The organism is Streptomyces sp. NA04227, assembly GCF_013364195.1.
In the GTDB taxonomy this organism is placed as follows: Bacteria; Actinomycetota; Actinomycetes; order Streptomycetales; family Streptomycetaceae; genus Streptomyces.
This window is the reverse complement of record NZ_CP054918.1, coordinates 4,200,926-4,223,024: the sequence shown is the minus strand read 5'-3', so window position 1 is coordinate 4,223,024 and position 22,099 is coordinate 4,200,926. Positions and strand designations below refer to the sequence as shown.

Annotated in this window: 15 protein-coding genes, 4 tRNA genes and 1 other RNA gene; 12 read left to right on the top strand and 8 right to left on the bottom strand. The window is 71.5% G+C overall.

The annotated features are described in order from the left end of the window. Nucleotides 1-125: 125 nt before the first annotated feature. From HUT18_RS17945 to HUT18_RS17910, 8 genes are all read left to right on the top strand, one after another. Nucleotides 126-443, top strand: a complete 318-nt coding sequence (locus tag HUT18_RS17945; RefSeq protein WP_176101645.1) for an Lsr2 family protein — start codon at nt 126-128, stop codon at nt 441-443. A gap of 169 nt (nt 444-612) precedes the next feature. Then, nucleotides 613-684, top strand: a tRNA-Gly gene (locus HUT18_RS17940). Nucleotides 685-764: 80 nt separating this feature from the next. Continuing rightward, nucleotides 765-837 (top strand) — tRNA-Gly (locus tag HUT18_RS17935). A gap of 342 nt (nt 838-1,179) precedes the next feature. Then, nucleotides 1,180-2,253 carry an ABC transporter ATP-binding protein gene (locus HUT18_RS17930; RefSeq protein WP_176101644.1) on the top strand — a complete coding sequence of 358 codons (1,074 nt, stop codon included), beginning with the start codon at nt 1,180-1,182 and terminating at the stop codon, nt 2,251-2,253. Nucleotides 2,254-2,366: 113 nt separating this feature from the next. Further along, nucleotides 2,367-3,161, top strand: a complete 795-nt coding sequence (locus HUT18_RS17925; protein ID WP_176101643.1) for an ABC transporter permease — start codon at nt 2,367-2,369, stop codon at nt 3,159-3,161. Between the two features lie 80 nt (nt 3,162-3,241). Continuing rightward, nucleotides 3,242-4,723 carry a sensor histidine kinase gene (locus HUT18_RS17920; protein WP_176104613.1) on the top strand — a complete coding sequence of 494 codons (1,482 nt, stop codon included), beginning with the start codon at nt 3,242-3,244 and terminating at the stop codon, nt 4,721-4,723. A 146-nt stretch (nt 4,724-4,869) separates the two neighbouring features. Continuing rightward, nucleotides 4,870-5,499 carry a response regulator transcription factor gene (locus tag HUT18_RS17915; RefSeq protein ID WP_176104612.1) on the top strand — a complete coding sequence of 210 codons (630 nt, stop codon included), beginning with the start codon at nt 4,870-4,872 and terminating at the stop codon, nt 5,497-5,499. A 22-nt stretch (nt 5,500-5,521) separates the two neighbouring features. Next, a tRNA-Gly gene (locus HUT18_RS17910) sits at nt 5,522-5,597 on the top strand. Between the two features lie 177 nt (nt 5,598-5,774). Here HUT18_RS17910 and HUT18_RS17905 read toward each other — a convergent pair. Then, the gene (locus HUT18_RS17905) at nt 5,775-6,437 is read right to left on the bottom strand and encodes a peroxiredoxin-like family protein (RefSeq protein ID WP_176101642.1); all 663 of its coding nucleotides are present in this window, start codon (nt 6,435-6,437) and stop codon (nt 5,775-5,777) included. Nucleotides 6,438-6,681: 244 nt separating this feature from the next. On the opposite strand from HUT18_RS17905, the gene HUT18_RS17900 reads away from it, so the two are divergent. Further along, nucleotides 6,682-7,287, top strand: coding sequence for a TetR/AcrR family transcriptional regulator (locus tag HUT18_RS17900; protein WP_176101641.1), 606 nt, complete (start codon nt 6,682-6,684; stop codon nt 7,285-7,287). 132 nt (nt 7,288-7,419) lie between these two features. On the opposite strand, the gene HUT18_RS17895 is transcribed toward HUT18_RS17900, so the two are convergent. The 6 genes from HUT18_RS17895 to ffs form a co-directional block, all read right to left on the bottom strand. Continuing rightward, the gene (locus HUT18_RS17895; protein ID WP_176101640.1) at nt 7,420-8,319 is read right to left on the bottom strand and encodes a phosphoribosylaminoimidazolesuccinocarboxamide synthase; all 900 of its coding nucleotides are present in this window, start codon (nt 8,317-8,319) and stop codon (nt 7,420-7,422) included. Nucleotides 8,320-8,650: 331 nt separating this feature from the next. Beyond that, on the bottom strand, nt 8,651-10,390 hold the full coding sequence (locus tag HUT18_RS17890) for a N,N-dimethylformamidase beta subunit family domain-containing protein (RefSeq protein ID WP_254878664.1): 1,740 nt from the start codon (nt 10,388-10,390) through the stop codon (nt 8,651-8,653). Nucleotides 10,391-10,769: 379 nt separating this feature from the next. After that, the gene (locus HUT18_RS17885) at nt 10,770-12,932 is read right to left on the bottom strand and encodes a hypothetical protein (RefSeq protein ID WP_176101639.1); all 2,163 of its coding nucleotides are present in this window, start codon (nt 12,930-12,932) and stop codon (nt 10,770-10,772) included. Between the two features lie 637 nt (nt 12,933-13,569). After that, nucleotides 13,570-14,826 (bottom strand): phosphoribosylamine--glycine ligase, encoded by a 1,257-nt coding sequence (purD, locus tag HUT18_RS17880; RefSeq protein ID WP_176101638.1) that lies wholly within the window; start codon nt 14,824-14,826, stop codon nt 13,570-13,572. A 262-nt stretch (nt 14,827-15,088) separates the two neighbouring features. Next, nucleotides 15,089-17,746 carry a DNA polymerase III subunit gamma and tau gene (locus HUT18_RS17875; protein ID WP_176101637.1) on the bottom strand — a complete coding sequence of 886 codons (2,658 nt, stop codon included), beginning with the start codon at nt 17,744-17,746 and terminating at the stop codon, nt 15,089-15,091. Between the two features lie 139 nt (nt 17,747-17,885). Beyond that, nucleotides 17,886-17,982: signal recognition particle sRNA small type (gene ffs / locus HUT18_RS17870), an RNA gene on the bottom strand. Between the two features lie 71 nt (nt 17,983-18,053). Between ffs and HUT18_RS17865 the strand changes: the two genes are divergently transcribed. Further along, nucleotides 18,054-18,141 (top strand) — tRNA-Ser (locus HUT18_RS17865). Between the two features lie 297 nt (nt 18,142-18,438). Continuing rightward, a complete protein-coding gene (locus HUT18_RS17860; RefSeq protein ID WP_176101636.1) occupies nt 18,439-19,911 on the top strand; it encodes an ATP-binding protein in 1,473 nt (490 codons plus the stop codon). A 778-nt stretch (nt 19,912-20,689) separates the two neighbouring features. On the opposite strand, the gene HUT18_RS17855 is transcribed toward HUT18_RS17860, so the two are convergent. Continuing rightward, nucleotides 20,690-20,896: a hypothetical protein gene (locus HUT18_RS17855; RefSeq protein ID WP_254878663.1), complete on the bottom strand. Its 207-nt coding sequence runs from the start codon at nt 20,894-20,896 to the stop codon at nt 20,690-20,692. 390 nt (nt 20,897-21,286) lie between these two features. Here HUT18_RS17855 and HUT18_RS17850 point away from each other — a divergent pair, with 390 nt between their 5' ends. Continuing rightward, complete coding sequence (locus HUT18_RS17850) at nt 21,287-21,850, top strand: hypothetical protein (RefSeq protein WP_176101634.1); 564 nt, start codon at nt 21,287-21,289, stop codon at nt 21,848-21,850. Nucleotides 21,851-22,099: the final 249 nt, after the last annotated feature.

The following is a 22,099-nucleotide window of genomic DNA, read 5'->3' as shown; positions in this document are numbered from 1 at the left end:
TCACAATGCAATGCCGGGCCCTGTAGAAAGGAAATCACTTACTGGGGGATTTTCCCAGGGACAGCCGGACAGTCGGCAAACGGGCACGTCAAGCCCGTTGATGCCGCGCGAAGGGACCGATATTCGTGGCGCAGCGTGTCGTGGTCACACTCTTTGACGACATCGACGGCGGAGAAGCGGCGGAAACCATCGCCTTCGGCCTGGACGGCAAGTCGTACGAGATCGACCTCAGCAAGACGAACGCCTCGAAACTGCGCGAGGCGCTCGCGCCCTACGTCGACGCGGGCCGCAAGCAGGCGAAGTCCGGCAAGGCCTTCACACACACCGCCGTCACCCCGGATCCCGCCGCCGTCCGCGCCTGGGCCCGCTCGCACAAGATGGATGTCCCGCCGCGCGGCCGCATCCCCAAGAAGGTCTACGAGGCCTTCGAAGCGGCCCGCTGAACAGCGGGTTCCGGTTCGGCACAGGGGACTTCGCGGGCGGTCGGCACCGGCCGCCCGCGGCCATCGGAACAGCCCCCGGACGCAGCCGACTTGCGCTGCACCCCCGCAGGTCAGCTAAAGTCTGGAGCACGCCGAGGGGCGAGGCCGAAAGGCCGGGCCTCACGAACGTGCGGGTGTAGTTCAGTAGTAGAACACCCCCTTTCCAAGGGGGAGGCGCAGTGTGCAATTCCTGTCACCCGCTCTGCACCGCCGGACCGACCACTCTTGTGGATGGGGTAGGCTGGTGCTCGCGCCGATCGGTGAGAGCCGGTCGGAGGCAATGCGAACGTAGCTCAGTTGGTAGAGCGCAACCTTGCCAAGGTTGAGGTCGCGAGTTCGAACCTCGTCGTTCGCTCTGTAGATGCACAGAGCAGTAAAAGTGCAGTGAACGGATGAAGTCCCGGTCTTCGGACCGGGACTTCTTGCGTTGTGGGTTGCGAGTCGCGAGTTGTGGGTTGTGGGTTGCTCGTTGTGCTTCTTGCGCGGCGGCTGTTGCCGGTTACCTGTTGTCTCTCGCCCGTTGCGTGTTGCCCGTTGCTTCCTGCCGCCGCTACTGCTGATTCCCGGCTTTCCCCTGTGGTCGCTTGTGGCCGCTTGTGGTCGCTTGTCGTCGCTTCACCCGCGTCTGACATTTGTCATGCGGGCCGATGACAGTGCGCACTGCCGATGAGGCCCGGCGGCGGGGAGGCTCGAAGGCATGGACACGGAATCGACTGAGTGCGTGATCGAGGCGAGGGAGCTGCGCCGCACCTACAAGGGCGGGTTCGAGGCCGTGCGCGGGGTGAGTTTCTCCGTGCGGCGCGGGGAGTTGTTCGCCCTGCTCGGTACGAACGGCGCGGGCAAGACCTCCACCGTCGAGCTCCTGGAGGGGCTCGCCGTGCCCGCGGGCGGCCGGGTCCGCGTGCTCGGCCGGGACCCGTTCACCGAACGCGCCGCCGTACGGCCCCGTACCGGCGTGATGCTCCAGGACGGCGGCTTCCCCTCGGACCTCACGGCGGCGGAGACGGTGCGCATGTGGGCGGGGTGCACCAGTGGCGCGCGCCCGGTCGACGAGGCGCTCGACATGGTCGGGCTCGGCAAGCGCGCGAACGTCCGGGTCAAGCAGCTGTCGGGCGGCGAACGGCGGCGGCTCGACCTCGCGCTCGCGCTGCTCGGGCGTCCCGAGGTGCTGTTCCTGGACGAGCCGACCACCGGACTCGACGTCGAGGGGCGCCGCGAAACCTGGCGCCTGGTACGGCAGTTGCGCGAGGAAGGCACGACCGTACTGCTGACCACGCACTACCTGGAGGAGGCCGAGGAGCTGGCCGACCGGCTCGCCGTGCTGCACGAGGGCCGGATCGCAGCCGAGGGCACGGTCGCCGATGTGGTGGCCTCACAGCCCTCGCAGATGTCCTTCGAACTGCCCGAGCGCTACCTGCCCGGCGATCTGCCGCCGCTCGCCCCGCTCGGCGTCACCCACCACGAGACCGACGGGCGCCATCTGCGCCTGTACACACGGGAGTTGCAGCGCACCGCCACCGTCGTACTGACCTGGGCCGCCCAGCACGGCGTCGAGCTGCGCGCCCTCAACGTCCGTGCGGCGTCACTGGAGGAGGCGTTCCTGCGGATCGCGCAGAGCAACAGCAACAGCAACAGCAACAGCAACAGGCGTACGGGGGTGGCGGAGGCTGCCGAGGGGGCGGATGCGGGTCGTGGGGGCGATGCGGGTCGTGGGGGCGATGCGGGTCGTACGGCCGGGGCTGCGACCGGGGCGAAGGGGGTCAGCGCGTGAGTGCGGAACGTACGGAACGTAAGTTCTCTGCCGGTAAGGCGAGTTCGGTCGGTTCAGCGAGTTCAGCTGGTGCAGCCGATTCGGTCGGTTCGGTCGCCGAGGGCGGGGCGCGCGTGGGTGCCCCCGTGGCGGGTGGTGGGGCGCGCACTACGGCGCGGGGGCGGGTGGGCGCGCTGGCGCGGGCCGAGGTGGCGCTGTTTCTGCGCAACCGGGGCACGCTGTTCACGGCGCTCTTCGTACCGTTCGTGCTCCCGCTGACCGTGCGCTCCGGTACCGAGAACATGGATCTGGACAAGGCGGGACTCGACCTCGCGGAGGTGCTGCTGCCCGCCGCGATGGGCTTCTCGCTGCTGTTCGCCGTCTACACCGCGTTGACGACCACCTTTGTCGCACGCCGCGAGGAACTCGTACTGAAGCGGCTGCGTACCGGCGAGGCGAGCGACGCCGAGGTCCTGGCCGGGGCCTCGGTGCCCGCGGCCGCCGTCGGGTTCGTGCAGTGCCTGCTCGTCGCGGTCGGCTGTGCGCTGCTGCTCGGCGTCGAGGCGCCCGAGGCGCCGCACCTCGCGCTGCTCGGTGTCCTGCTCGGCCTGGCGCTGTGTGCCGTGCTCGGCGCGCTGACCGCGAGTTTCACCCGGACCGTGGAGAGCGCGGGCGTCACCGTGATGCCGTTCCTGCTGGTCGCGATGCTCGGCTCCGGGATCACCGTCCCGCTGGAGGTGATGCCCGACCGCGTGGCCGGCGTGTGCGAACTGCTGCCGCTGTCCCCGGCCGTGCAACTGATCCGGGCCGGATGGACCGGCGACCTCTCCGGGTACGAGACGCTGGGCGCCACGGCGACCGCGCTGGCCTGGATCGTCGTGTGCTGCTTCGCTGTGCGACGGTGGTTCCGCTGGGAGCCCCGCCGCTGACCTGGGCCGGGGCGACGAACGGCAGCGGCGGCCAGGCCGCGGACAAGAACTCGGGTGAGGAACAGGCGCGTATGAAGGCCATGGAAAAGCCCGGCAGGTGGTGGCGGGGCAAGAGCACACCGGCGAAGGTCGAGGCATACACGCGGTGGTGCTACTACTTCATCGCCACGACCGAGATCTTCACGTTCGGGCCGACCGGCTTCGGCGAGGTCTCGACGCCGCTGGCCACCGCGCTGCTGCTGATCGTGACCGTGCACGCGCTGCTGTGCATGGTGACCATCCCGGCCAGCCTGGACTGGGTCCTCGGGCGCCGTCCCCGGCCGGTGCGGCGGCTGGTCGTCCTGTCCGTGTCCACCCTCGTCGCCGCCGTGACCGTGCTCGCCCTCGCGCTGCACGCGCCGGGCGGCGGAGTCGGCCGGGCCGGAGGCCAGATGTACTTCGGCATGATCGCCTTCGGCCTCGGGATCGCCTCGCTCGGCGTGCGGCGGCACAAGCGGCTGCCGGGCCTGGTGGTCGGGGTGGCCGTGGCGGCCGCGCTGATCTGCGTGCCGGTCGGGCAGTCCGGCGGCGAGGTGCTCGCGGCCGGTCTCGCGGTACTGATTAGCGGCGGGTTCCTGGCCTTCACCTCGGGTTTCTCGGTCTGGCTGCTCAGGGCCGTGTACGCGCTCGACGAGGCCAAGGAGACCCGGGCCCGGCTCGCGGTCGCCGAGGAGCGGCTGCGCTTCGGCCGCGACCTGCACGACATCCTCGGCCGCAACCTCGCCGTCATCGCCCTCAAGAGCGAGCTGGCCGTCCAGCTCGCCCGCCGCTCCCGCCCCGAGGCCGTGGAGCAGATGATCGAGGCGCAGCGCATCGCCCAGGAGTCGCAGCGCGAGGTACGCGAGGTCGTACGCGGCTATCGCGGAGTCGCCGTCGACACCGAACTGGCCGGCGCCCAGGGCGTGTTGACCGCCGCGGGCATCGACTGCGCCGTCTCCGGCACCGCCGCCGCGGGCCTCCTACCCGGCGAGGCCCGCTCGGCCCTCGGCTGGGTGGTCCGCGAGGCCGCCACGAACGTCCTGCGCCACGGCGACGCGCGTACGTGCGTCATCGCGCTGACCGTCGACGGTGACCGGGCGAGGCTGACGGTGGAGAACGACGGGGTGCGGGACGGGGCGGGGGCGACCGCCACGACAGCCACGTCTGGGACGACGGTGGCAGGGGCCCGAACGCCGGGATCGGGCGGGTCCGGGCTGGCTGGGCTGCGGGAGCGGCTCGCGGTGGTGGACGGGAGCCTGAGCGCCGGGCCGGTGGTGGGCGGGCGGTTCCGTGTGGTTGCTGAGGTGCCGGTACGGGGGGCCGGCGGGTCGCCGGGTCAGACGGGCGGGAGTGGGCGCGGGGCGGGTTCCCTCGGGACGGCTTCCCACGGGGAGGCTTCTCTCGGTGCGGACGGGCCGGAGAGAGAGCAGGAACAGGGCCCGGGCCCGGGCCTGGGCCACGGCCTGGACCAGGACCGCCCAGCGACGGCGGACGGTGGGACGTACATGACGAAGCGTGCTGCGGACGGCGAGGAGGCGGCGTGATCCAGGGCATCGTGGGCCCGGCGGACGGGGGCGGCGAGGCCGCGGGGCAAGGCTCGCACGCGGGCTCGCACGCGGGCTCGGGCTCCGGCGCGGGTGCGGGCTCGGGCGTGGGCTCGGACTCCCGCGCGAGCGCAGACAACATCGGAATCGGAGACTCCGGTTCCGGTGCTGCCGTACGCGTACTCCTCGCCGACGACGAGCATCTGATCCGGGGAGCGCTCGCGGCGCTGCTCGCGCTGGAGGACGACCTGCTCGTGGTGGCCGAGGCGGCGTCCGGTCCGGAGGCGCTGGCGATGGCCCGGGCGCATGTGCCCGACGTCGCCGTACTCGATCTGCAGATGCCCGGCGCCGACGGTGTGAGTGTGGCCACAAGGCTGCGCGAGGAACTGCCCGGGTGCCGGTCGCTGATCGTGACCAGTCATGGGCGGCCCGGACACCTCAAGCGGGCCCTTGCGGCGGGCGTACGCGGCTTCGTTCCGAAAACGGTCAGCGCACAGGGCCTCGCCGAGATCATCCGTACCGTGCACGCCGGAAACCGTTATGTGGACCCCGACTTGGCGGCCGACGCGATCTCCGCGGGCGACTCACCGCTGACCGCGCGGGAGGCCGAGGTGCTGGAACTCGCCGCGGACGGAGCGCCGGTGTCCGAGATCGCCGAACGCGCCCGCCTCTCCCAGGGCACCGTCCGCAACTACCTGTCCTCCGCCGCCGGCAAACTCGGGGCCGAGAACCGTCATGCCGCGGTCCGGCTCGCGCGCTCTCGCGGTTGGGTATAGTGGATGACGCGCCACGGCGCATGCGAACGTAGCTCAGTTGGTAGAGCGCAACCTTGCCAAGGTTGAGGTCGCGAGTTCGAACCTCGTCGTTCGCTCCAGTTCAGCAGTTCAGTACGACAGTGAGGCCCCCGCCCGGATCACCGGACAGGGGCCTTTTCTGCTGCCCGCGTGACAGCCCGGCCACTCGGCCGCCCAGCAGCCCAGCCGCCCCGCTCGTCAAGCTTCGGCCGCAGCGTCACCCGGGCCGGTCGCGCTCCGGCACTACTGCTCCAGCACTACTCCGCGCCGCCGAGGCCGTCGAGCGCCGCCAGGATGTCCGCGGGCTCGGCGCGCACGGTGTAGTCGGTCTCGACGAAGGCCCAGCGGATGACGCCCTCGCGGTCGATGACGTACGTGGCGGGCAGCGGCAGGGTGCGGGCGTGGCCGTCGTTGACGCGCTGGAGGTCAAAGCCCAGCCGGTCGTACAGGGCGCCGAGGTCCGCGGAGAGGTCGAAGGCGATGCCGAACCGCTCGGCTACCTCGGAGCCGATGTCGCTGAGCACGTCGAAGCCGAGGCTCTCCCGCTCGGAGAGGGCCAGCGACTCGTCCGGGATCTGCGGGGAGATCGCCACCAGGCGGGCGCCCCGGGCGGTGAACGCGTCGAGGTGCCGTTGCAGGGCGCGCAGCGCGAGGTTGCAGTACGGGCACCAGGCGCCGCGGTAGAAGGTGAGGACGACGGGGCCCTCGGCGAGCAGGTCGTCCAGGGCGGCCGTACGGCCCGAGGCGGTCGGCAGCGTGAAGCGCGGTGCGGCCGCCCCCACGGACAGCGCGTGCGCCCGCATGCCCGACTCCACGAGCTCCAACGCGCCCTCGCTCATCACCTTGAGCACGTCCTCGGGCAGCTTCAGATGACCGTTCTCGTACAGCTCTCGTAATTCCTCGCGCAGGCTACGGCTCATGAATTCCGCCCCCTATTCGGCCGGTGCACTCGCTTGTCCGGCACACGTTTGTCCGGCACACGTTTTCCGGCGCTCGGCTCGCCCCGGAATCAACTTGGAACGATCGTTTCAGGATCGGACCACCAGACTGCTGCGCCCGACAGTCGTACGTCAAGGGCCCCCGGGGACTATCTTGGAACAGTCGTTTCAAGTACGGCGCCGCCCCGGTCCCCGCCCGCCCCGCACGGAAGCCCGAGCCCAACTCATGCCGGACATCAAGCACTTCGACCCCGAACAGGCGCTGGAACGCGTCGAGGAACTGTTCTGGCAACAGGGCGGACCGGCCACCTCGATCCAGGCGGTCACGGCCGCGACGGGGCTCAACCGGTCCAGCCTGTACGGGACTTTCGGCGGCAAGGACGCGCTGTACGCGGCCGCCCTGCGCCGCTATCTGCACCACCGGTCGCTGCCCGCCTTCGAGCAACTGAGCCGGGACGAGCGGGGGTTGCCCGCGATACGGGAGTTCTTCGCGGGCCTGGTCGCGGTGCGCTGCACCGGCGAACGCGCGGGCTGGGGCTGCATGATCGTCAACGCCCAGACGGGCGCCGCGACGGGCCCCGACCCCGAGGTGCACAAGCTGCTCGACGCTCATCACCGGGCACTGCGGAACGCCATGCGCGCCGCGCTCACCCGTGCGGCGGCCCTCGGTCAGCTCACCGAGGGCACCGACCCGGCCGCGTACGCCGAGGTTCTCGCCCTGCTCGCGTACGGCGTGAACGTACGCTCACGCGCCGGAGCGAGCGCCCGGAGCCTACGGAAAACGGTGGACGCGGCGCTCGCCCCGCTGACCCGAGGCAGTGGCGCGGGATAGCAGGGCCGGCGCCGGACAACGGGGGGCGGGGGCGCCAGGGGACGCGATCACGCGGGCCACGGCACCGCCGTCTCCGGCTCAGCGCCTCGCCCCGCCTCCAGCTCAGCGCCCCGCCCCCTGGTCAGCCCCGACTCACTGCCAGTTCAAGCCCGTAAGCCGCTCGTACGCCTCCACGTACTTCGCTCGCGTCGCCTCCACCACACGCTCCGGAAGGGCGGGCGGCGGGGTTTCGGAGGCGCGGTCCCAGCCGGATTCGGCGGAGGTCAGCCAGTCGCGTACGTACTGCTTGTCGAAGGAGGGCTGGGCGCGGCCGGGCTGCCACTCGTCGGCGGGCCAGAAGCGCGAGGAGTCCGGGGTCAGCACCTCGTCGGCGAGGACGAGGGTGTCCCCCTCGAAGCCGAACTCGAACTTGGTGTCGGCGAGGATCAGCCCCCGGTCGCGGGCGATGTCGCGGGCGCGCGCGTACACGTCGATGGTGGCGCGGCGCAGGTCGGCGGCGGTCTCCGCGCCGACCTGGCGGGCGACCTCCTCGTACGAGACGTTCTCGTCGTGGTCGCCGACCGCGGCCTTGGTCGCCGGGGTGAAGATCGGCGCGGGCAGTTCGGAGCCGTCGACCAGGCCGGGCGGCAGGGCGAGGCCGCAGACGGTGCGCGACTGCTTGTACTCGGCGAGGCCGGAACCGGTGAGGTAGCCGCGGGCCACGCACTCGACCGGGACCATGTCCAGGGACTTGCAGACCAGCGTGCGCCCGGCCCAGTCGGCCGGGGCGCCGGCGGGCAGTTCGGTGCCGATGACGTGGTTCGGGGCCAGGTCGGCGAGCTGGTCGAACCACCACAGGGAGAGCTGGGTGAGGACCCGCCCCTTGTCCGGGATCTCGGTGGGCAGCACCCAGTCGTAGGCGGACATCCGGTCGCTTGCGACCATGATCAGGTCGCCGGACTCGTTGCGGTACAGCTCCCGCACCTTGCCGGTGTGCAGATGCACCAGGCCCGGAACCTCCAGCGGCTCGGGCTTTACGACGAATCCGGACACGGTGCCTCCCCGTGGTTCAGTACAGTGCCTCGATTCTCCCGCATCGCGGCGGGAGCCCTGGCCACGGGATGGGTCTTTCGTGGCGCGGGCCCGTCGGGCGGTCCGCCGGGGAAGGCGCGCACCGCTCGCGACAGCGGTGCCGGTGGCCGAATCCGACCGCACGCGCGGGCCTCGGCCGCGTTCGCGGATCCCGGCCGCGTTTGCTCAGCTGTGTTTGCTCAGCAGCGTTTGCTCGGTTTGTGATCGCTCAGCGGTGCTTGCTGGGCTGTGCCTGCTCAGCTGTGCTTGCTCAGCTGTGCTTGCTCAGCTGTGCTTGCTCAGCTGTGCTTGCTCAGCTGTGCTTGCAGATGCGGTCGAGCAGATTGGCCGTCGCGCGCTGGATGCGTTCGTCCACGTGGCCGGGCCGGTCAAGGGCGGGCGACCAGGCGAAGGTGCCGGAGGCGAAGACCAGCGCACCGGACGGCGCACGGTACAGCGAGGTCTCCTGGAAGCGCGGCGTCCCCTCCACGTCCTCGTACGGGGAGTGCGCGAGCAGCACGCGTTCCTCGTGCTCGGGCAGCGGGGCGCGCGGGAAGTAGCGGTCGGCCTCGCCCGCGACGAGTCCCTCCACGCTGTCGCCCTCGTACGCCCCCGTCGCCTCCCACAGCCAGTGCCCGGCGTTGCGCACCACCAGCGGCCGCGGCTCGGGCACCCGCCCCGCGTACTGGATGCCAAGTACCTCCTGCTCCGCCCGCTCGACCTCCCGCCACAGCACCGGCTTTCCGGGCCCGCGCCGCTTGCGGCAGCTCAGCAGCCGGTCCGGCACTCCGGACGGTGAGGGGTTCAACTCCACTTTCCAGTACAGGGAGTTGGCGGACAGGAAGACCAGCGAGGTGCCCTGGGCGCGGGCGCGTTCGACGGTACGGCGCATCGGTGTCGACCAGTACTCGTCGTGGCCCGGGAAGACCATGCCCCGGTAGCGGCTCGGGTCGACGCGTCCGGCGTGCAGGTCGCGGGCGTCGGCGTAGGCGAGGTCGTAGCCGTAGCGCTCGGCCCAGCGGATGACGTCGTAGGCGTGGCCGACGTGCAGGGGGAGTCCGGCGCCCGCGTAGGGCCGGTCGAAGGAGACGGTGCACGCGGCCTGTTCCTCGCCGAGCAGCCGCCCCTGTTCGTCCCAGGCGTGGTAGAGGCTCGCGCCCGTACGGCCGTCCTCCGGGAAGAGGTTGTACGCCTGCCAGGTGATGTCCGGGAGGACCAGGAGCAGGTCCGCGCTGCGGTTGTCGCGGACCGTGAAGGGGACGTGCGAGCGGTGGCCGTCGGCGGTCGTCAGCACGGCGACGTACGCGCCGACGCTCCAGTAACTCGGCACCTGGAGACGCCAGGAGAGCCACCAGTGGTGGCAGGAGACCGAGCGGTCGGCGGTCAGCGGCGGCGGCTGTTTGATGCCCGAGAGCCGCGGGCTCGTGGTGATCTTGGCCGCGCCGTCGCCGTTGTAGTGGCCGATCCGGTACACGTCCACGCCGAACTGCTGCGGCGGGTCGACCGTCACATGGAAGTCGATCGCCTCGCCCGGCGCCACCGCCCCGGTCGCGGTGAACCCCTTGATCTGCCGGTGCACGTCGTCGGCGGTACGGGGCCCGCTCGCCCGCGGCGCCGGAACGTGCCGGGCCCCGGGCGCCGGAGCGTGGTCCACGTACCAGGGCACCACCTGTCCCGTGTCGTCGAAGTACGTCTCACTGCCGCGCAGCCAGGGCAGCGGGCCCTGGCCGAAGGGGTCGGTGACGGCGTGGGCCAGGGCGCCGGACTCCCAGCGGGGGGTGGGGAGTTCGAGGGAGCGGGGGGCCGGGGGTGGGGGTGGGGTGGGGGCGTCGGGGTGAGGGGCCGGGGCGCCGGGGTGGCGGGCCGGGGCATCGGAGGGGTCGGTGGGGGGCTTGGGCGTGGGGATGGCTCGGGTCGTGGGGGTGACGGAGGTCGTGGGGGTGACCGGGGTCGCGCGCGGCGCGGGGGGTGGTGGGGCGGTGGCGCGCGGGGGCGTTGCCGGGGACGCGGCGGTGTTGGGCGTGCGCCCCGGCCCCGGGCCTTGTGTGGTCATCGTGGTTCCCCTCCCTCGCCTGCGGGCAGGGCGAACGGATTGTCGCGTTCCGCGATCCCCCGGCCACCGCCCGTGTCAGGACTGGTCCCAGCACACCACATCCCGCACCTGTCTCGTCACCGTTCGTCGTGAATTGGCGTGACGGAAACCACAAGTGTGCGCGGGGGCGTGCGCCCGCGCGCCGGTTGGGCGCGCTTGAGGAGGGTGGGGTAACGGGTGTACGGGAAGCGGGCGCGGGTCGTCGGGCCCCCCTGGGCGTGAGACGGGGCGCGGGTCGTCAGACCCAGGCGGGAGGCATGGCCCGAATCGTCAGGCCCAGGCGGGAGGCATGGCCCGAGTCGTCAGACCCAGGCGCGAGACGGGGCCCGGGTCGTCACACTCAGACCAGACGTACGGGCTTGTCCGCGCGTACGCCGCGGTCGGCGAGCCAGTCCTTGAGCGGTTCCGGGTCGCCGTCCTCGACGAGGCTGAGCACCAACGGCCCCAGTCCCGCGTCCCGTTGGCCGTCGATCAGCAGCGAGGGGCCGTCCAGCCAGTCGAGACCGGGCGCCGCGCCCGCCGTGTCCACGGCCGCACAGCAGACCATCGCCCGTACGTGATCGGCCAGCAACTCCCGTGCCGTACGCGGAGGTTGCAACGGGAACAGTGGCATCATCCCCTCCCCCCACCACACCGCCTCGGCGTCCGCGGCGGACCCGTGCCTGCCCCCGCCCGTACCCCCGCCACCGGACGAACCCGCTCCCGGACCGCTCGCCTCCTCCCGCGACAGCTCGGCGCTGAGCGCGGCGGCGATCAGGGAGGCCCGGTCGTCGCGATCGGCACCGGAGGTGGTGTCGGTGCCGGTGCTGATGCCGGTTTCGGTGTCGATGTCGGTGGGGTGCGTGGTGGAGGCGGAGGAAACGGCCGGAGCGGGGGTGAACGGGACGCCGACAAGGCTGAGTTGGTTCACCACTCGCGCAAGGGTCGGGCCGGGATCGGTCGCGGTACGAGCCACCGCGTCCGCGCTCGCATCCGTATGCGCCCCCTCCCGCGCCTCCCCACCCCTCAACTCCCCTGCGGAAGCGCTCTCCTGAGGTTCCCCGAGACCGTCCAGGACCTTGTGGAGGCGGGCCGCGTCGGAGCGCCACTTGCGGTCCACGACTTCGTCGGGGTAGCTCTGCCAGTCGATGGGTGCCCAGTCGGGGCCGGGCTCGGCGGGGCCGCCGTGGAAGAGGCGGGCGGCGAGCAGGGAGGCCGCCTCGTCCATCGCACCGGGCTCTTCGAGCAGGTCGCAGGCGGGGCGTTCGTTGAGGCGGGAGGAGAAGTTGTCGGCGAGCCGGTCACGCCGGGACAGTTCGGTGAGCGCGGCGACCACTCCCGCGTCCAGGCGCGAGGGCCAGCGCCCCATCCGCCAGGCGGGCAGGGCGACCTTGGTGAGCAGGCGGTCCCACCCCGCGTAGGCGAGGCCCACCTGTTCCTGCGCCATGATGCGCGGACCGTAATCCACAGCCTGTGCACGCTCGGCGGCGGCCGCCGCGACCCCGCGCTCCATCTCCGCGGCGTGCACCCGGCAGCCGCGCAACATCAGCCGTGTCACCCAGCCCACTCCGGCCAGCGCCACCCGCGCCAGCGGCCCGCGTCCGGGCGCCGCGCTGACGGCCACGGCCGCGTCCAGTCCTCGTACGAAACGCCGGGCCGCCGCTATGTCCGGGTGCGCCGACGGCTCCGTACCGGCGACCACCGGGGCGAGCACGGCCCGCAGTTCGCCCACCCGCATCCACCACAGAAACGGCGAGCCGATCACGAGCACGGGAGCCAAGGGCCCGCCCCGCCCATGCACCCCGTCGCGCGCGTCCGCACCCGTACCGACACCCGTACCGCCCGTACCGACCCGATGGGAGACGGGGCGTGACACGGGAGTTGAGGCCGAGGCGAGGGCCTCCGTACGAGACTCACCGACGGTGCCACCACCGGGTTCCTCGTGGCCCGCTGCCCCACCGGCGCCTGCGACCGCATCGTCGCCGCGAGACGACGTGTCGGACCCGGAACCGGAGCTGGAACTGGAACTGGAGCCGGAACCCGTAGCCGGGGCGGAAGTTGACCCTGCGACGGCACTCGCGCCCGACCCAACCCCCGTCCCCGACGCTCCCGTAACCACGTCGTGCCCACGATGCGCCCGATGGGTGCGGTCCTCCAGCCAGCTGTCGCAGTCCGGGGTGAGGGCTATCGCCGAGGGCGCGGGGACGCCCAGCCGGTCGGCCAGTTCGCGCACCAGCCGGTACAGGTCCGGGGCGGCATGCTCGGGGATGGGCACCGTGGGGCTCAGCGCGGGCCGGGCACGTGCCACGACCAGGCCGACCCCGACCGCGCACAGGAGCACCACGACGGCGACGGCGCCGACGACCCAGCGCACCACGTCCCAGGCCGCACCGGTGAGACGTTCCGTGGCACCGGCGACCAGGAGGATCACGAACACGGCGGCGGGCAGCAGCGCGACGGCCAGTGCCCGGCCGCGAATCCGCAGCACTCCCAGGGCCCGGGCCCGCGCCACTCGCGCACCCATCTCCACACCCGTACCGGACACGGCCGCTGTCACCCCCTACGCTCGCCGACGGCAGTCCCGGCGCGCCTGCCGCGACCCCGGACACGATGCCGGAATCCCCGCGCGCACATCCTCAGCTCTGCTCACTCCCCCACTGTGGCAGCCGCCACTGACATCGCAATGGCAGTGGGCCAAGTGCCCGATACGGCCGAGGAGCCACGTACCGGAAAGCTTGCGCCGCACAGTAGTTGGGGCCGCCCCGCCCGTCAGCCCGTAGCGCAGCGCCTCACCCAATGGAATGGCTTTGGGGAAAGAGGGGAAATCCGAGGCCTGCGAGGCGTATAGGAGGTGCGGCTGTCGTACGGCGAGATCTACGGCGACGCGTGAGCCGGGGCGTGCGGGCGGGACGCGGGGACGTACGGGAGGGGGGCGGGGGCGTATGGGAGAGACACAACGGCGTACGGGAACGCTGTTCGGGAGGCACAAAAGAGGGCGGCGGCAGGAGGGGCCGTTTCAGCCGTCTCCTGCCGCCGCCCGCTTCGCTGAACTGAACTGACCTGACCTGAACAGAACTACGAAACCGCGGAACCTCGCTCGGCCCGTCGGGCCACCGGGCCACCGGCCCGCCGGGCCGTCCGGCCGTCAGACCATCCGCCCGTCAGACCGTGTCCGCCGCCGCCTTGGCCGCGATGTCGGTCCGGTGGTGCGAACCGTCGAGGTGGATACGGCCGACCGCGGTGTACGCGCGCTCGCGGGCGCGGGCCAGGTCGGGGCCGGTGGCCGTGACGGACAGGACGCGGCCGCCGGAGCTGAGGACGGCGGCGTCGGTGTGCCGGGTGCCCGCGTGCAGGACGTAGGCGTGCGGGGCGTCGTTCTGGACGACCTCGTCCAGGCCGGTGATGGGGTCGCCGGTGCGCGGGGTGCCGGGGTAGTTGTGCGAGGCGACGACGACGGTGACCGCCGCGTCCTCGCTCCAGCGCAGCGGTTCGAGGTCCGCGAGGGTGCCCTCGGCGGCGGCGAGCAGCACTCCGGCCAGCGGGGTCCGCAGACGGGCCAGGACGACCTGGGTCTCGGGGTCGCCGAACCGGGCGTTGAACTCGATGACGCGCACGCCGCGCGAGGTCAGCGCGAGGCCCGCGTAGAGGAGGCCGGAGAAGGGGGTGCCACGGCGGCGGAGTTCGTCGACGGTGGGCTGCAGCACGGTCCGCAGCACCTCGTCGACCAGGCCGGAATCGGCCCAGGGCAGCGGCGAATAGGCGCCCATGCCACCGGTGTTGGGGCCCTCGTCGCCGTCGAGGGCGCGCTTGAAGTCCTGGGCGGGCTGGAGCGGCAGCACCGTCGTACCGTCGGTGATCGCGAAGAGGGAGACCTCGGGACCGTCGAGGTACTCCTCGATGACGACCCGTCCGCAGGCCAGTGCGTGTTCGCGCGCGGCGGCGAGATCGTCGGTCACGACGACGCCCTTGCCCGCCGCGAGCCCGTCGTCCTTGACCACGTACGGGGCGCCGAAGGCGTCCAGTGCCTCGTCGATCTCCGCGGCCGTGGTGCAGACGTAGCTACGGGCGGTCGGCACACCGGCCGCGGCCATCACGTCCTTGGCGAAGGCCTTGGACCCTTCGAGCCGCGCCGCCTCGGCGCTCGGCCCGAAGCAGGCGATACCGGCTTCCCGTACGGCGTCGGCGACCCCCTCGACCAGCGGGGCCTCGGGCCCGACGACCACCAGACCGGCCCCGAGCCGGCGCGCGAGCACGGCCACGGCATCGCCGTCGAGGGCGTCCACCGTGTGCAGTTCGGCCAGTTCGCCGATACCGGCGTTGCCGGGCGCGCAGTGCAGAGCGCTGACGTCGGGGTCGAGGGACAGGGAGCGGCACAGGGCGTGTTCGCGGGCACCGCCGCCGATGACAAGGACCTTCACGCCGCCCAGCCTATCCGCCGACGCCGCCCCGCTCTTGTACGGGCCGCCGAGTGGAGGGGGGTCGGGAGGTTGGTGGATTCCTCCGAACCCGCCCGCTTCCGCGCCCCGAACTCGCCAACTTCCGTGCTCCGCCCGCTTCCGCGCTCTGCCCCAGCCGCTTCCACGCTCCGCCCACCCGGGTCATCTCCTGTCCCAGCCTGGGCATCCCCTCGTCCCAGCCGAGTTGTCCCCGCCCTACCCAGGTCAGCCCCCGCCCTACCCGTCATCCCCCGTGCGGGGTCTCCTCGACGACCGTCGCGCCGAGTTCGCGGACGATCAGTTCATGGCCGGAAAGGGCCGCGGAGGCGTCGAGGTCGTCGTCGTCCTCGGCCGGTACGTCGTCCTCGGGTGCCACGTACTGCGGCTCCGGAGGTCGCGGTGCGGAAGCGGCTGCCGGGGTACCGGCGCCCGGTCTCTGCGCGGGCGGTGCCGAGGACGGCGCGGGCGATCCGGAGGCGGCGGGGCCGCTGTGCCCGGATCCCCCGGGACCGGACTGCTGCGGCTGCGCACCCGGCCCGCCTGCCGAGGGACCGGCCGACGCCTGCGGAGCGGACGGCCCCGAGCCACCACCGACACCTCCACCACCACCGCCGTACGAGCTGCCGCCTCCGGCGCCGGAGCCACCGCCGCCGTACGAACCACCAGTACCCCCGGCGCCGTACGAGCCGCCGCCGGAGCCACCGCCCGGCCCACCGCCGAAGCCGCCCGCCGCCGGGGGCGGTGCGCTGCCGCCCGAGGGGTCGACGATCGCCTCGACCTTCCACGGGAGGTTGAACTCCTCGGCCAGCGCCTGCCGCAGCACTTCCTCGCTGCCGCTGCTGGCGAAGTTGTCGCGGGCACCCGCGTTCACGAAACCGAGCTGGAGCGTGGTCCCGTCGAACCCGGCGACCTGGGCGTTCTGGCTCAGCAGAATCCAGGTGAACCGGCGCCGGTTCTTGACCGCCTCAAGGATGTTCGGCCACAGGGTTCGGGGGTCGAGGCCGCCGCCAGTGCCGCCGCCACCGCCAGTAGCTGCGCCTGCGCCTGGCGAGGTGCCGCCCGGGCCTGCCTGGTTCGGGGGCGCGGAGGCCGGTCCCTGGGAGGCCGGTCCCGCTGAGGTCGCGGGCGCCGAGCTCGGTCCCGGCGTACTGGATCCCGTGGCGCTCGGCGCCGTCGGCGGAGCGGCGCGTCCCGGAGCCTGGGCCTGCCCGCTGCCTGCCGCGGCAGCCGTGGGCCAGCCGCCGGGACGACGGTCGGCGCCGCCCCCGGCACCAGCACCTCCGCTGCCAGGCGCCGCCGCACCGGGCCAGGCTCCGGGCCGCCCGCCGGTGCCACCGGTCCCGGCTCCGGTCTCTGCCGCAACGCCGGGTCCGGCCTCGCCCGGGGCGGGCTGGCCACCTCCATCGGACTGCGCGGGCGCCACCTCGGAGGGCACATCGGCGGAAGCCGAGGGAGACGGAGGGGGGAAGGGAGAGGTAGAGGGTGGGGCAGCAGAAGGAGGAGCGGAAGCCGGAGTGGGAGCGGGAGCAGTGGGCGCCGGAGTGGGAGCGAGAACCCCACCACCCCGTACCGCAGCCCGCGCCGCCGCCGGTCCCCCACCGGGCGGCACGTTTCCGTACCCCGCGCCACCGGCGGGACCGCCCCCCGGCCCCGCCGCGTTCGGGTCCGCCTGCATCGGCGGGTGCGCTCCGGCCCCGGGCGCGTAGGCCACGGGGGGCGTCGGGCTGCCGGGCATGATCTGGAGGCCGCCGCGTTCGAGCCGTTCGAGGCGGGCGAGTACGGCGCGCTCGTCCTCGTAGGCGGCGGGCAGCAGGACGCGGGCGCAGATCAGCTCGAGTTGGAGGCGCGGAGCGGTGGCGCCGCGCATCTCGGTCAGGCCCTGGTAGACGAGGTCGGCGGCGCGGCTCAGTTCGGCGGCGCCGAAGACACCGGCCTGGGCCTGCATACGCTCGACGACATCGGCGGGCGCGTCGAGCAGACTCTTCTCCGCGGCGTCCGGGACCGCGGCGAGAATCACCAGGTCACGGAGCCGCTCCAGCAGGTCGGCGACGAAGCGGCGGGGGTCGTTGCCGCCTTCGATGACCCGGTCCACGACCTCGAAGGCCGCGGCGCCGTCCCCCGAGGCGAAGGCCTCGACCACGGAGTCGAGCAGCGAGCCGTCGGTGTACCCGAGCAGCGAGGTGGCCATGGCATACGTCACGCCCTCGGCGCGGGCCCCGGCGAGCAGCTGGTCCATGACGGACATCGAGTCACGCACGGACCCGGCGCCCGCCCGCACCACCAGCGGCAGTACGCCCTCCTCGACCGGGATCTCCTCGCGCCCGCACACCTCGCCGAGGTAGTCGCGCAGCGTGCCCGGCGGCACGAGCCGGAACGGATAGTGGTGCGTACGCGAGCGGATCGTCCCGATGACCTTCTCGGGCTCGGTGGTGGCGAAGATGAACTTGAGGTGCTCGGGCGGCTCCTCGACCACCTTCAGCAGGGCGTTGAAGCCCGCCGGGGTGACCATGTGCGCCTCGTCGATGATGTAGATCTTGTAGCGACTGGCGGCCGGCCCGAAGAACGCCTTCTCGCGCAGCTCACGGGCGTCGTCCACACCACCGTGCGACGCCGCGTCGATCTCGATGACGTCGATGGAACCGGGCCCGTTGCGCGCCAGGTCACGACAGGAGTGGCACTCCCCGCAGGGCGTCGGGGTGGGACCCTGCTCACAGTTCAGACAGCGCGCCAGGATGCGCGCACTGGTCGTCTTGCCACAGCCGCGCGGACCACTGAACAGGTACGCGTGATTGACCCGGTTGTTCCGCAGCGCCTGCTGCAACGGGTCGGTGACATGCTCCTGCCCGATGACCTCGGCGAACGACTCCGGGCGATAACGGCGGTACAGCGCGAGAGACGACACGCCTACGAGGTTATAGGCGCCCACCGACAACGAGTCCCGCCGCAGTCCGGAGCCCGGAGCCCGGAGACGAGAGGGATGGCACAGGCAGCGAGGGCACAGACCACACGCGGCACGCGGCACGGACAACCGATCCCGGGAACGCAAGGGCCCCCCACGCACCCGCCAGAGCCAACCTACCCTTGCTGCCTTCCGGCCCTGGGGGAGTTCAGTCAGATAGCGCCACGTGAGGGGCTGCGCCCAGGGTACCCGATCGGCCGACCGGGAACGAGTTCGCTAGCACTCCTGGCCTTCATGTAATGTTCCCGGCGGAGGATTCGCCTAGAGGCCTAGGGCGCACGCTTGGAAAGCGTGTTGGGGGCAACCCCTCACGAGTTCGAATCTCGTATCCTCCGCCAGTGCCTCACCGGGCACGATGTCGAAGGGCCCCACTGCTTGCGGTGGGGCCCTTCGACGTGTTCCCAGCCCACGTTGTCCTGGTTTTTGCCCACAGGGCCGTTTCACAGGCGTCCTGGATCACCGTTCCGATCTTCTGGGCCGCCTTCGCTGCGGCCCAGCATCGTGAAGGCGATCATCCCCGACCGCGGCGCACTCGAAGAACTGCTTCCAGGCGCGGTAGTCCCGTGTTCAGCACAGCGGCGCGATAGATAGAGGTACGCTTTATAGAAGTGTACTTCTATCTATACGGAGTGCTCATGGACAGGCCGATCGAGATGTTCGACCGTGACTACGAGTGGTCGGCACTCACGCGCTTCATCACCGACCCGCAACCCGGTGCGACCCTCGGAGTGGTCTCCGGACGGAGGCGTCAGGGAAAGACCTTCCTGCTGGACGCCGCCTGCCGCGCCGCGGGCGGCTTCTATTTCGGAGCCACCGAGGCCGCCGACGCGGAGTCGCTGCGCCGGATCAGTGCTGCTCTGACGACACATGTGCGACCGCCGAGCCCGTTCCACTTCGCCAACTGGTCGGAGGTCGTAGACGCGCTTCTCGCCCTGGGCACCGAGCGCCCGGTGCCGGTGGTCATCGACGAGTTCCCGTACCTCGCCAAAGCCAACCCGGAACTGCCGTCTGTCATCCAGGAAGCGCTCCGCCCCCTGCGCGAGCAGCGCGCCGGTTCCCGGACCCGGTTGCTGCTGTGCGGGTCGGCCTTGTCCTTCATGGGCAGGCTGCTGTCGGGGAATGCGCCGCTGCGAGGCCGGGCGGGACTGGAACTGGTCGTACGCCCCCTCGACCACCGCCTCGCCGCCGAGTTCTGGGGCATCACCGACCCCCGGCTTGCACTCCAGGTCAACGCGATCGTCGGCGGAACCCCGGCCTACCGGCGGGAGTTCGCCCGGGGCGACAGCCCGGCGGGGCCGGAGGACTTCGACGACTGGGTCGTACGAACGGTCCTCAATCCCGAAACGCCGCTCTTTCGCGAGGCCCGGTACCTGCTCGCCGAGGAACCCGATCTGCGCGACACCGCCCTCTACTTGTCCGTCCTGGCGGCTGTCGCCGACGGCAACGCCACTCGCGGCGGCATGGCCGGCTATCTGGAACGCAAGGCCACCGACATCGCCCACCCCATCAACGTCCTCGAAGACGCCGGCCTGCTCCACCGCGACGCCGACGCCTTCCGCGACAACCGCCCCACCTATCGCATCGCCGAGCCTTTGATCGGCTTTTACCACGCCATCATGCGCCCGGTGTGGGATCAGCTGGAGCGGCCCGGCAGCGCCGCCCGCGTGTGGCAGGCCAGCCGCCGTCGCTTCGTGAGCAACGTCCTCGGGCCCCATTTCGAGCAGATCTGCCGCGAATGGGCCTTGCATCACGCCGACCCCGAGCTTCTGGGCGGTCTACCGGCCCGCGTCGGGCACGGCGTCGTTCACGACCCCAAGGCCCGAACCGGTCACGAGGTCGACGTGGCGGTCATCGGCATCGCCGACGGCGCCAAGCCACCGCTGTTGGCCATCGGGGAAGCCAAGTGGAACGACACCATGGGCGCAGCTCACATCGACCGCCTACGACACATCCGCGATCTCGTAACCCAGGCCGGCCGCTACGACACCAGCAGAACCCAGCTCATCTGTTTCAGCGGAGCCGGATTCAACGAGAAGGCGCATGCCACAGCGGAAACCGAACCTGACATCCGGCTGGTCGACTCGGCGGCCCTCTACGGCCAGGTCTGATGCACCCCGCACTTCGCGACATCCGCGATGGACGAGTCGGATCTCACTGGGCACGGATTCGGCGAGTACGGGACTGCCGAATTCCTCGGGATCGAATCCGGCCGCCTGACGACCAGTGGCCTGGGCGGCTCGCCGCGCGAAACCAGACCGGCCTCGCGATCGGAGACCGACTGGCCGAATCCTCGCCTGCGCCCCCTCGTGCGTACTTGCTTGCGCTCCCTCGGGCCGCTCTACCGTCCCTCCGGCTCACGCCACATGACGCCGACCGAAAGGCTGCCGGTGAACGAGGACGAATCCAAACCCTGGAGGACGCGAACAAAACGGCCGACATCGTGCGGCCGACGGACCGCGGCGAGACGCCCTTCCCCGGGTTCCGCGTACTGCCCGATTCCTACGCCTGGTTCAGCGTCGTACTGGCACGAACCGAAGCAGCGACGCTCACCGGTCCAGGTCGCACGACGAGGTAGTCCTGATGGTCTCAGTTCTGGCCTCATTCACCTCCGTCCGGCCCCGCACGAACCGGCTCTCGGTGACCACGTCACCGCAGGCCAGGACGTACACGTTCCCCTGCGGACGAGTGGACGAACCTTTGGAAGGCGTGTTGGGGGCAACCCCTCACGAGTTCGAATCTCGTATCCTCCGCCAGTGCCTCACCGGGCACGAAGTCGAAGGGCCCCACCGCTTGCGGTGGGGCCCTTCGACGTTGTGCGTCTCGGTTTCCGAATGACCGGGGCAGCAGCACGGAGATGCGGGGATCCGCCCCCCGTTGCGGAGGTCGCTACGCAGCCACAACCTGGCCGGACGTGACCTGAGGAGGGTGGGGGAGCAGCGATGCGAGGTTGTTCCGTACGAAGTCGGCCGCCCTCCTGACCGACTCGTCGGCCCCGGCTTGGTTGTCGTAGACGCTGACGGAGACCATCACTCCGTCCCCGGCGTCGATCCAGTAGTAGGCCACGAAGCCGGGGACCTGGCGGAGGAGGGGCACGAATCCCTCGTCCACTCGGCGTCCCGCCTCGACAGGATCAGTCACCCCTTCGTACCGCCGAACCACTGCGTACACAGCTGATCTCCTCACGGATCCCGAGGTCGCCCCCGACCGAAACGACATACCCCTCAACGGGCGCCTCCCGCCCACGGCACGTCCGGAAGGCACCCGGATGGGCCCGCAGCCATCCGAACCGAGCTCCTGCCCGCCGCCCCGGCGATCAGCGGGTACGGGACCCGAAGCTGCTCAGTGCGTGGAGCCGGGCGTAGGCGGGGCTGGGCTCCCGTGGTCGCAGCTGGAGGCCGTCTCGTTTGGATCAGCGTGCGGACCGGAGGAGGATGCCCGCGATATGGAGTCCGGCCCCGCGAGAAGAGATGAAGCGATGAAGCGATGACATTGCGCTCCGATGTGGCCGAGCTGCTGGCAGGCGCCGGCATCCTCGACGTGGACGTCGACGACGCCGTAGCGGACGAGCACGTGCGATCGTCCGCGTACCAACGCGTCGTCTCGGTGACCGCTTCCTCGCCGAGACGCGACCGGGACCGGGACCGCGCGATCGTGACCATGATCCTGCGCGACCCCATCGAGATCGTGTCCAAATCGGCGGTGGTCGCCCTCGTGGACGGGATCGCGATGCAGGTGACCGGCCCTGCCGAGTTCCAGCAGTGGTCGGCCGAACTACTGCCGGAGATCGGCCGGCTCAAGGCGGAAGGGAACCGCGAGTTCATCCGCCGACGCGTCCACGACTGGCTGTTCTACCTGTCGATCGAGGACGGTCACGTGCCGACACCGGTCGAGCTGGCCACGGTCACGGACTGGATGCAGCGCCTCCTCGCCGAAGAGTCGGCGTCTCCAGCGGTCCTCGCCGTGCTCGCCGAGTCGGGCAACAGGAAGAAGACACGGAACGTCGCGAAGAACCGAGCCGGAAGCCGCAGGCTGAGCGCAGGACCATGAGGCGGCCCCCGACCGGGCCACGCCGCGCTCGAACTCCTGGAACGGTGCTCCGGGAAACCGTGCCGCATCCGGCGAGATCATCTTGGGATTCCACGGGTTCTACCTGGTGATTCCGTCAACGACGACGACCGGTGCATGGGCAGTCTGCACGACGACGGCAGCGTCACCTGCTGGAGCCCAACCGTGACCCGCCACTCCCCCTGCCAACCCGAGTGGAAAGTCGCAGGGAGGGGCGGGACCATGGAGACC

Bases quoted from the DNA above. Each gene is read 5' to 3' on its own strand.
- HUT18_RS17930 (WP_176101644.1), top strand. From the start codon at position 1,180: ATGGACACGGAATCGACTGAGTGCGTGATCGAGGCGAGGGAGCTGCGC.
- HUT18_RS17920 (WP_176104613.1), top strand. From the start codon at position 3,242: ATGGAAAAGCCCGGCAGGTGGTGGCGGGGCAAGAGCACACCGGCGAAG.
- HUT18_RS17905 (WP_176101642.1), bottom strand. From the start codon at position 6,437: ATGAGCCGTAGCCTGCGCGAGGAATTACGAGAGCTGTACGAGAACGGT.
- HUT18_RS17900 (WP_176101641.1), top strand. From the start codon at position 6,682: ATGCCGGACATCAAGCACTTCGACCCCGAACAGGCGCTGGAACGCGTC.
- HUT18_RS17890 (WP_254878664.1), bottom strand. From the start codon at position 10,390: ATGACCACACAAGGCCCGGGGCCGGGGCGCACGCCCAACACCGCCGCG.
- HUT18_RS17885 (WP_176101639.1), bottom strand. From the start codon at position 12,932: ATGGGTGCGCGAGTGGCGCGGGCCCGGGCCCTGGGAGTGCTGCGGATT.
- HUT18_RS17860 (WP_176101636.1), top strand. From the start codon at position 18,439: ATGGACAGGCCGATCGAGATGTTCGACCGTGACTACGAGTGGTCGGCA.
- HUT18_RS17850 (WP_176101634.1), top strand. From the start codon at position 21,287: ATGACATTGCGCTCCGATGTGGCCGAGCTGCTGGCAGGCGCCGGCATC.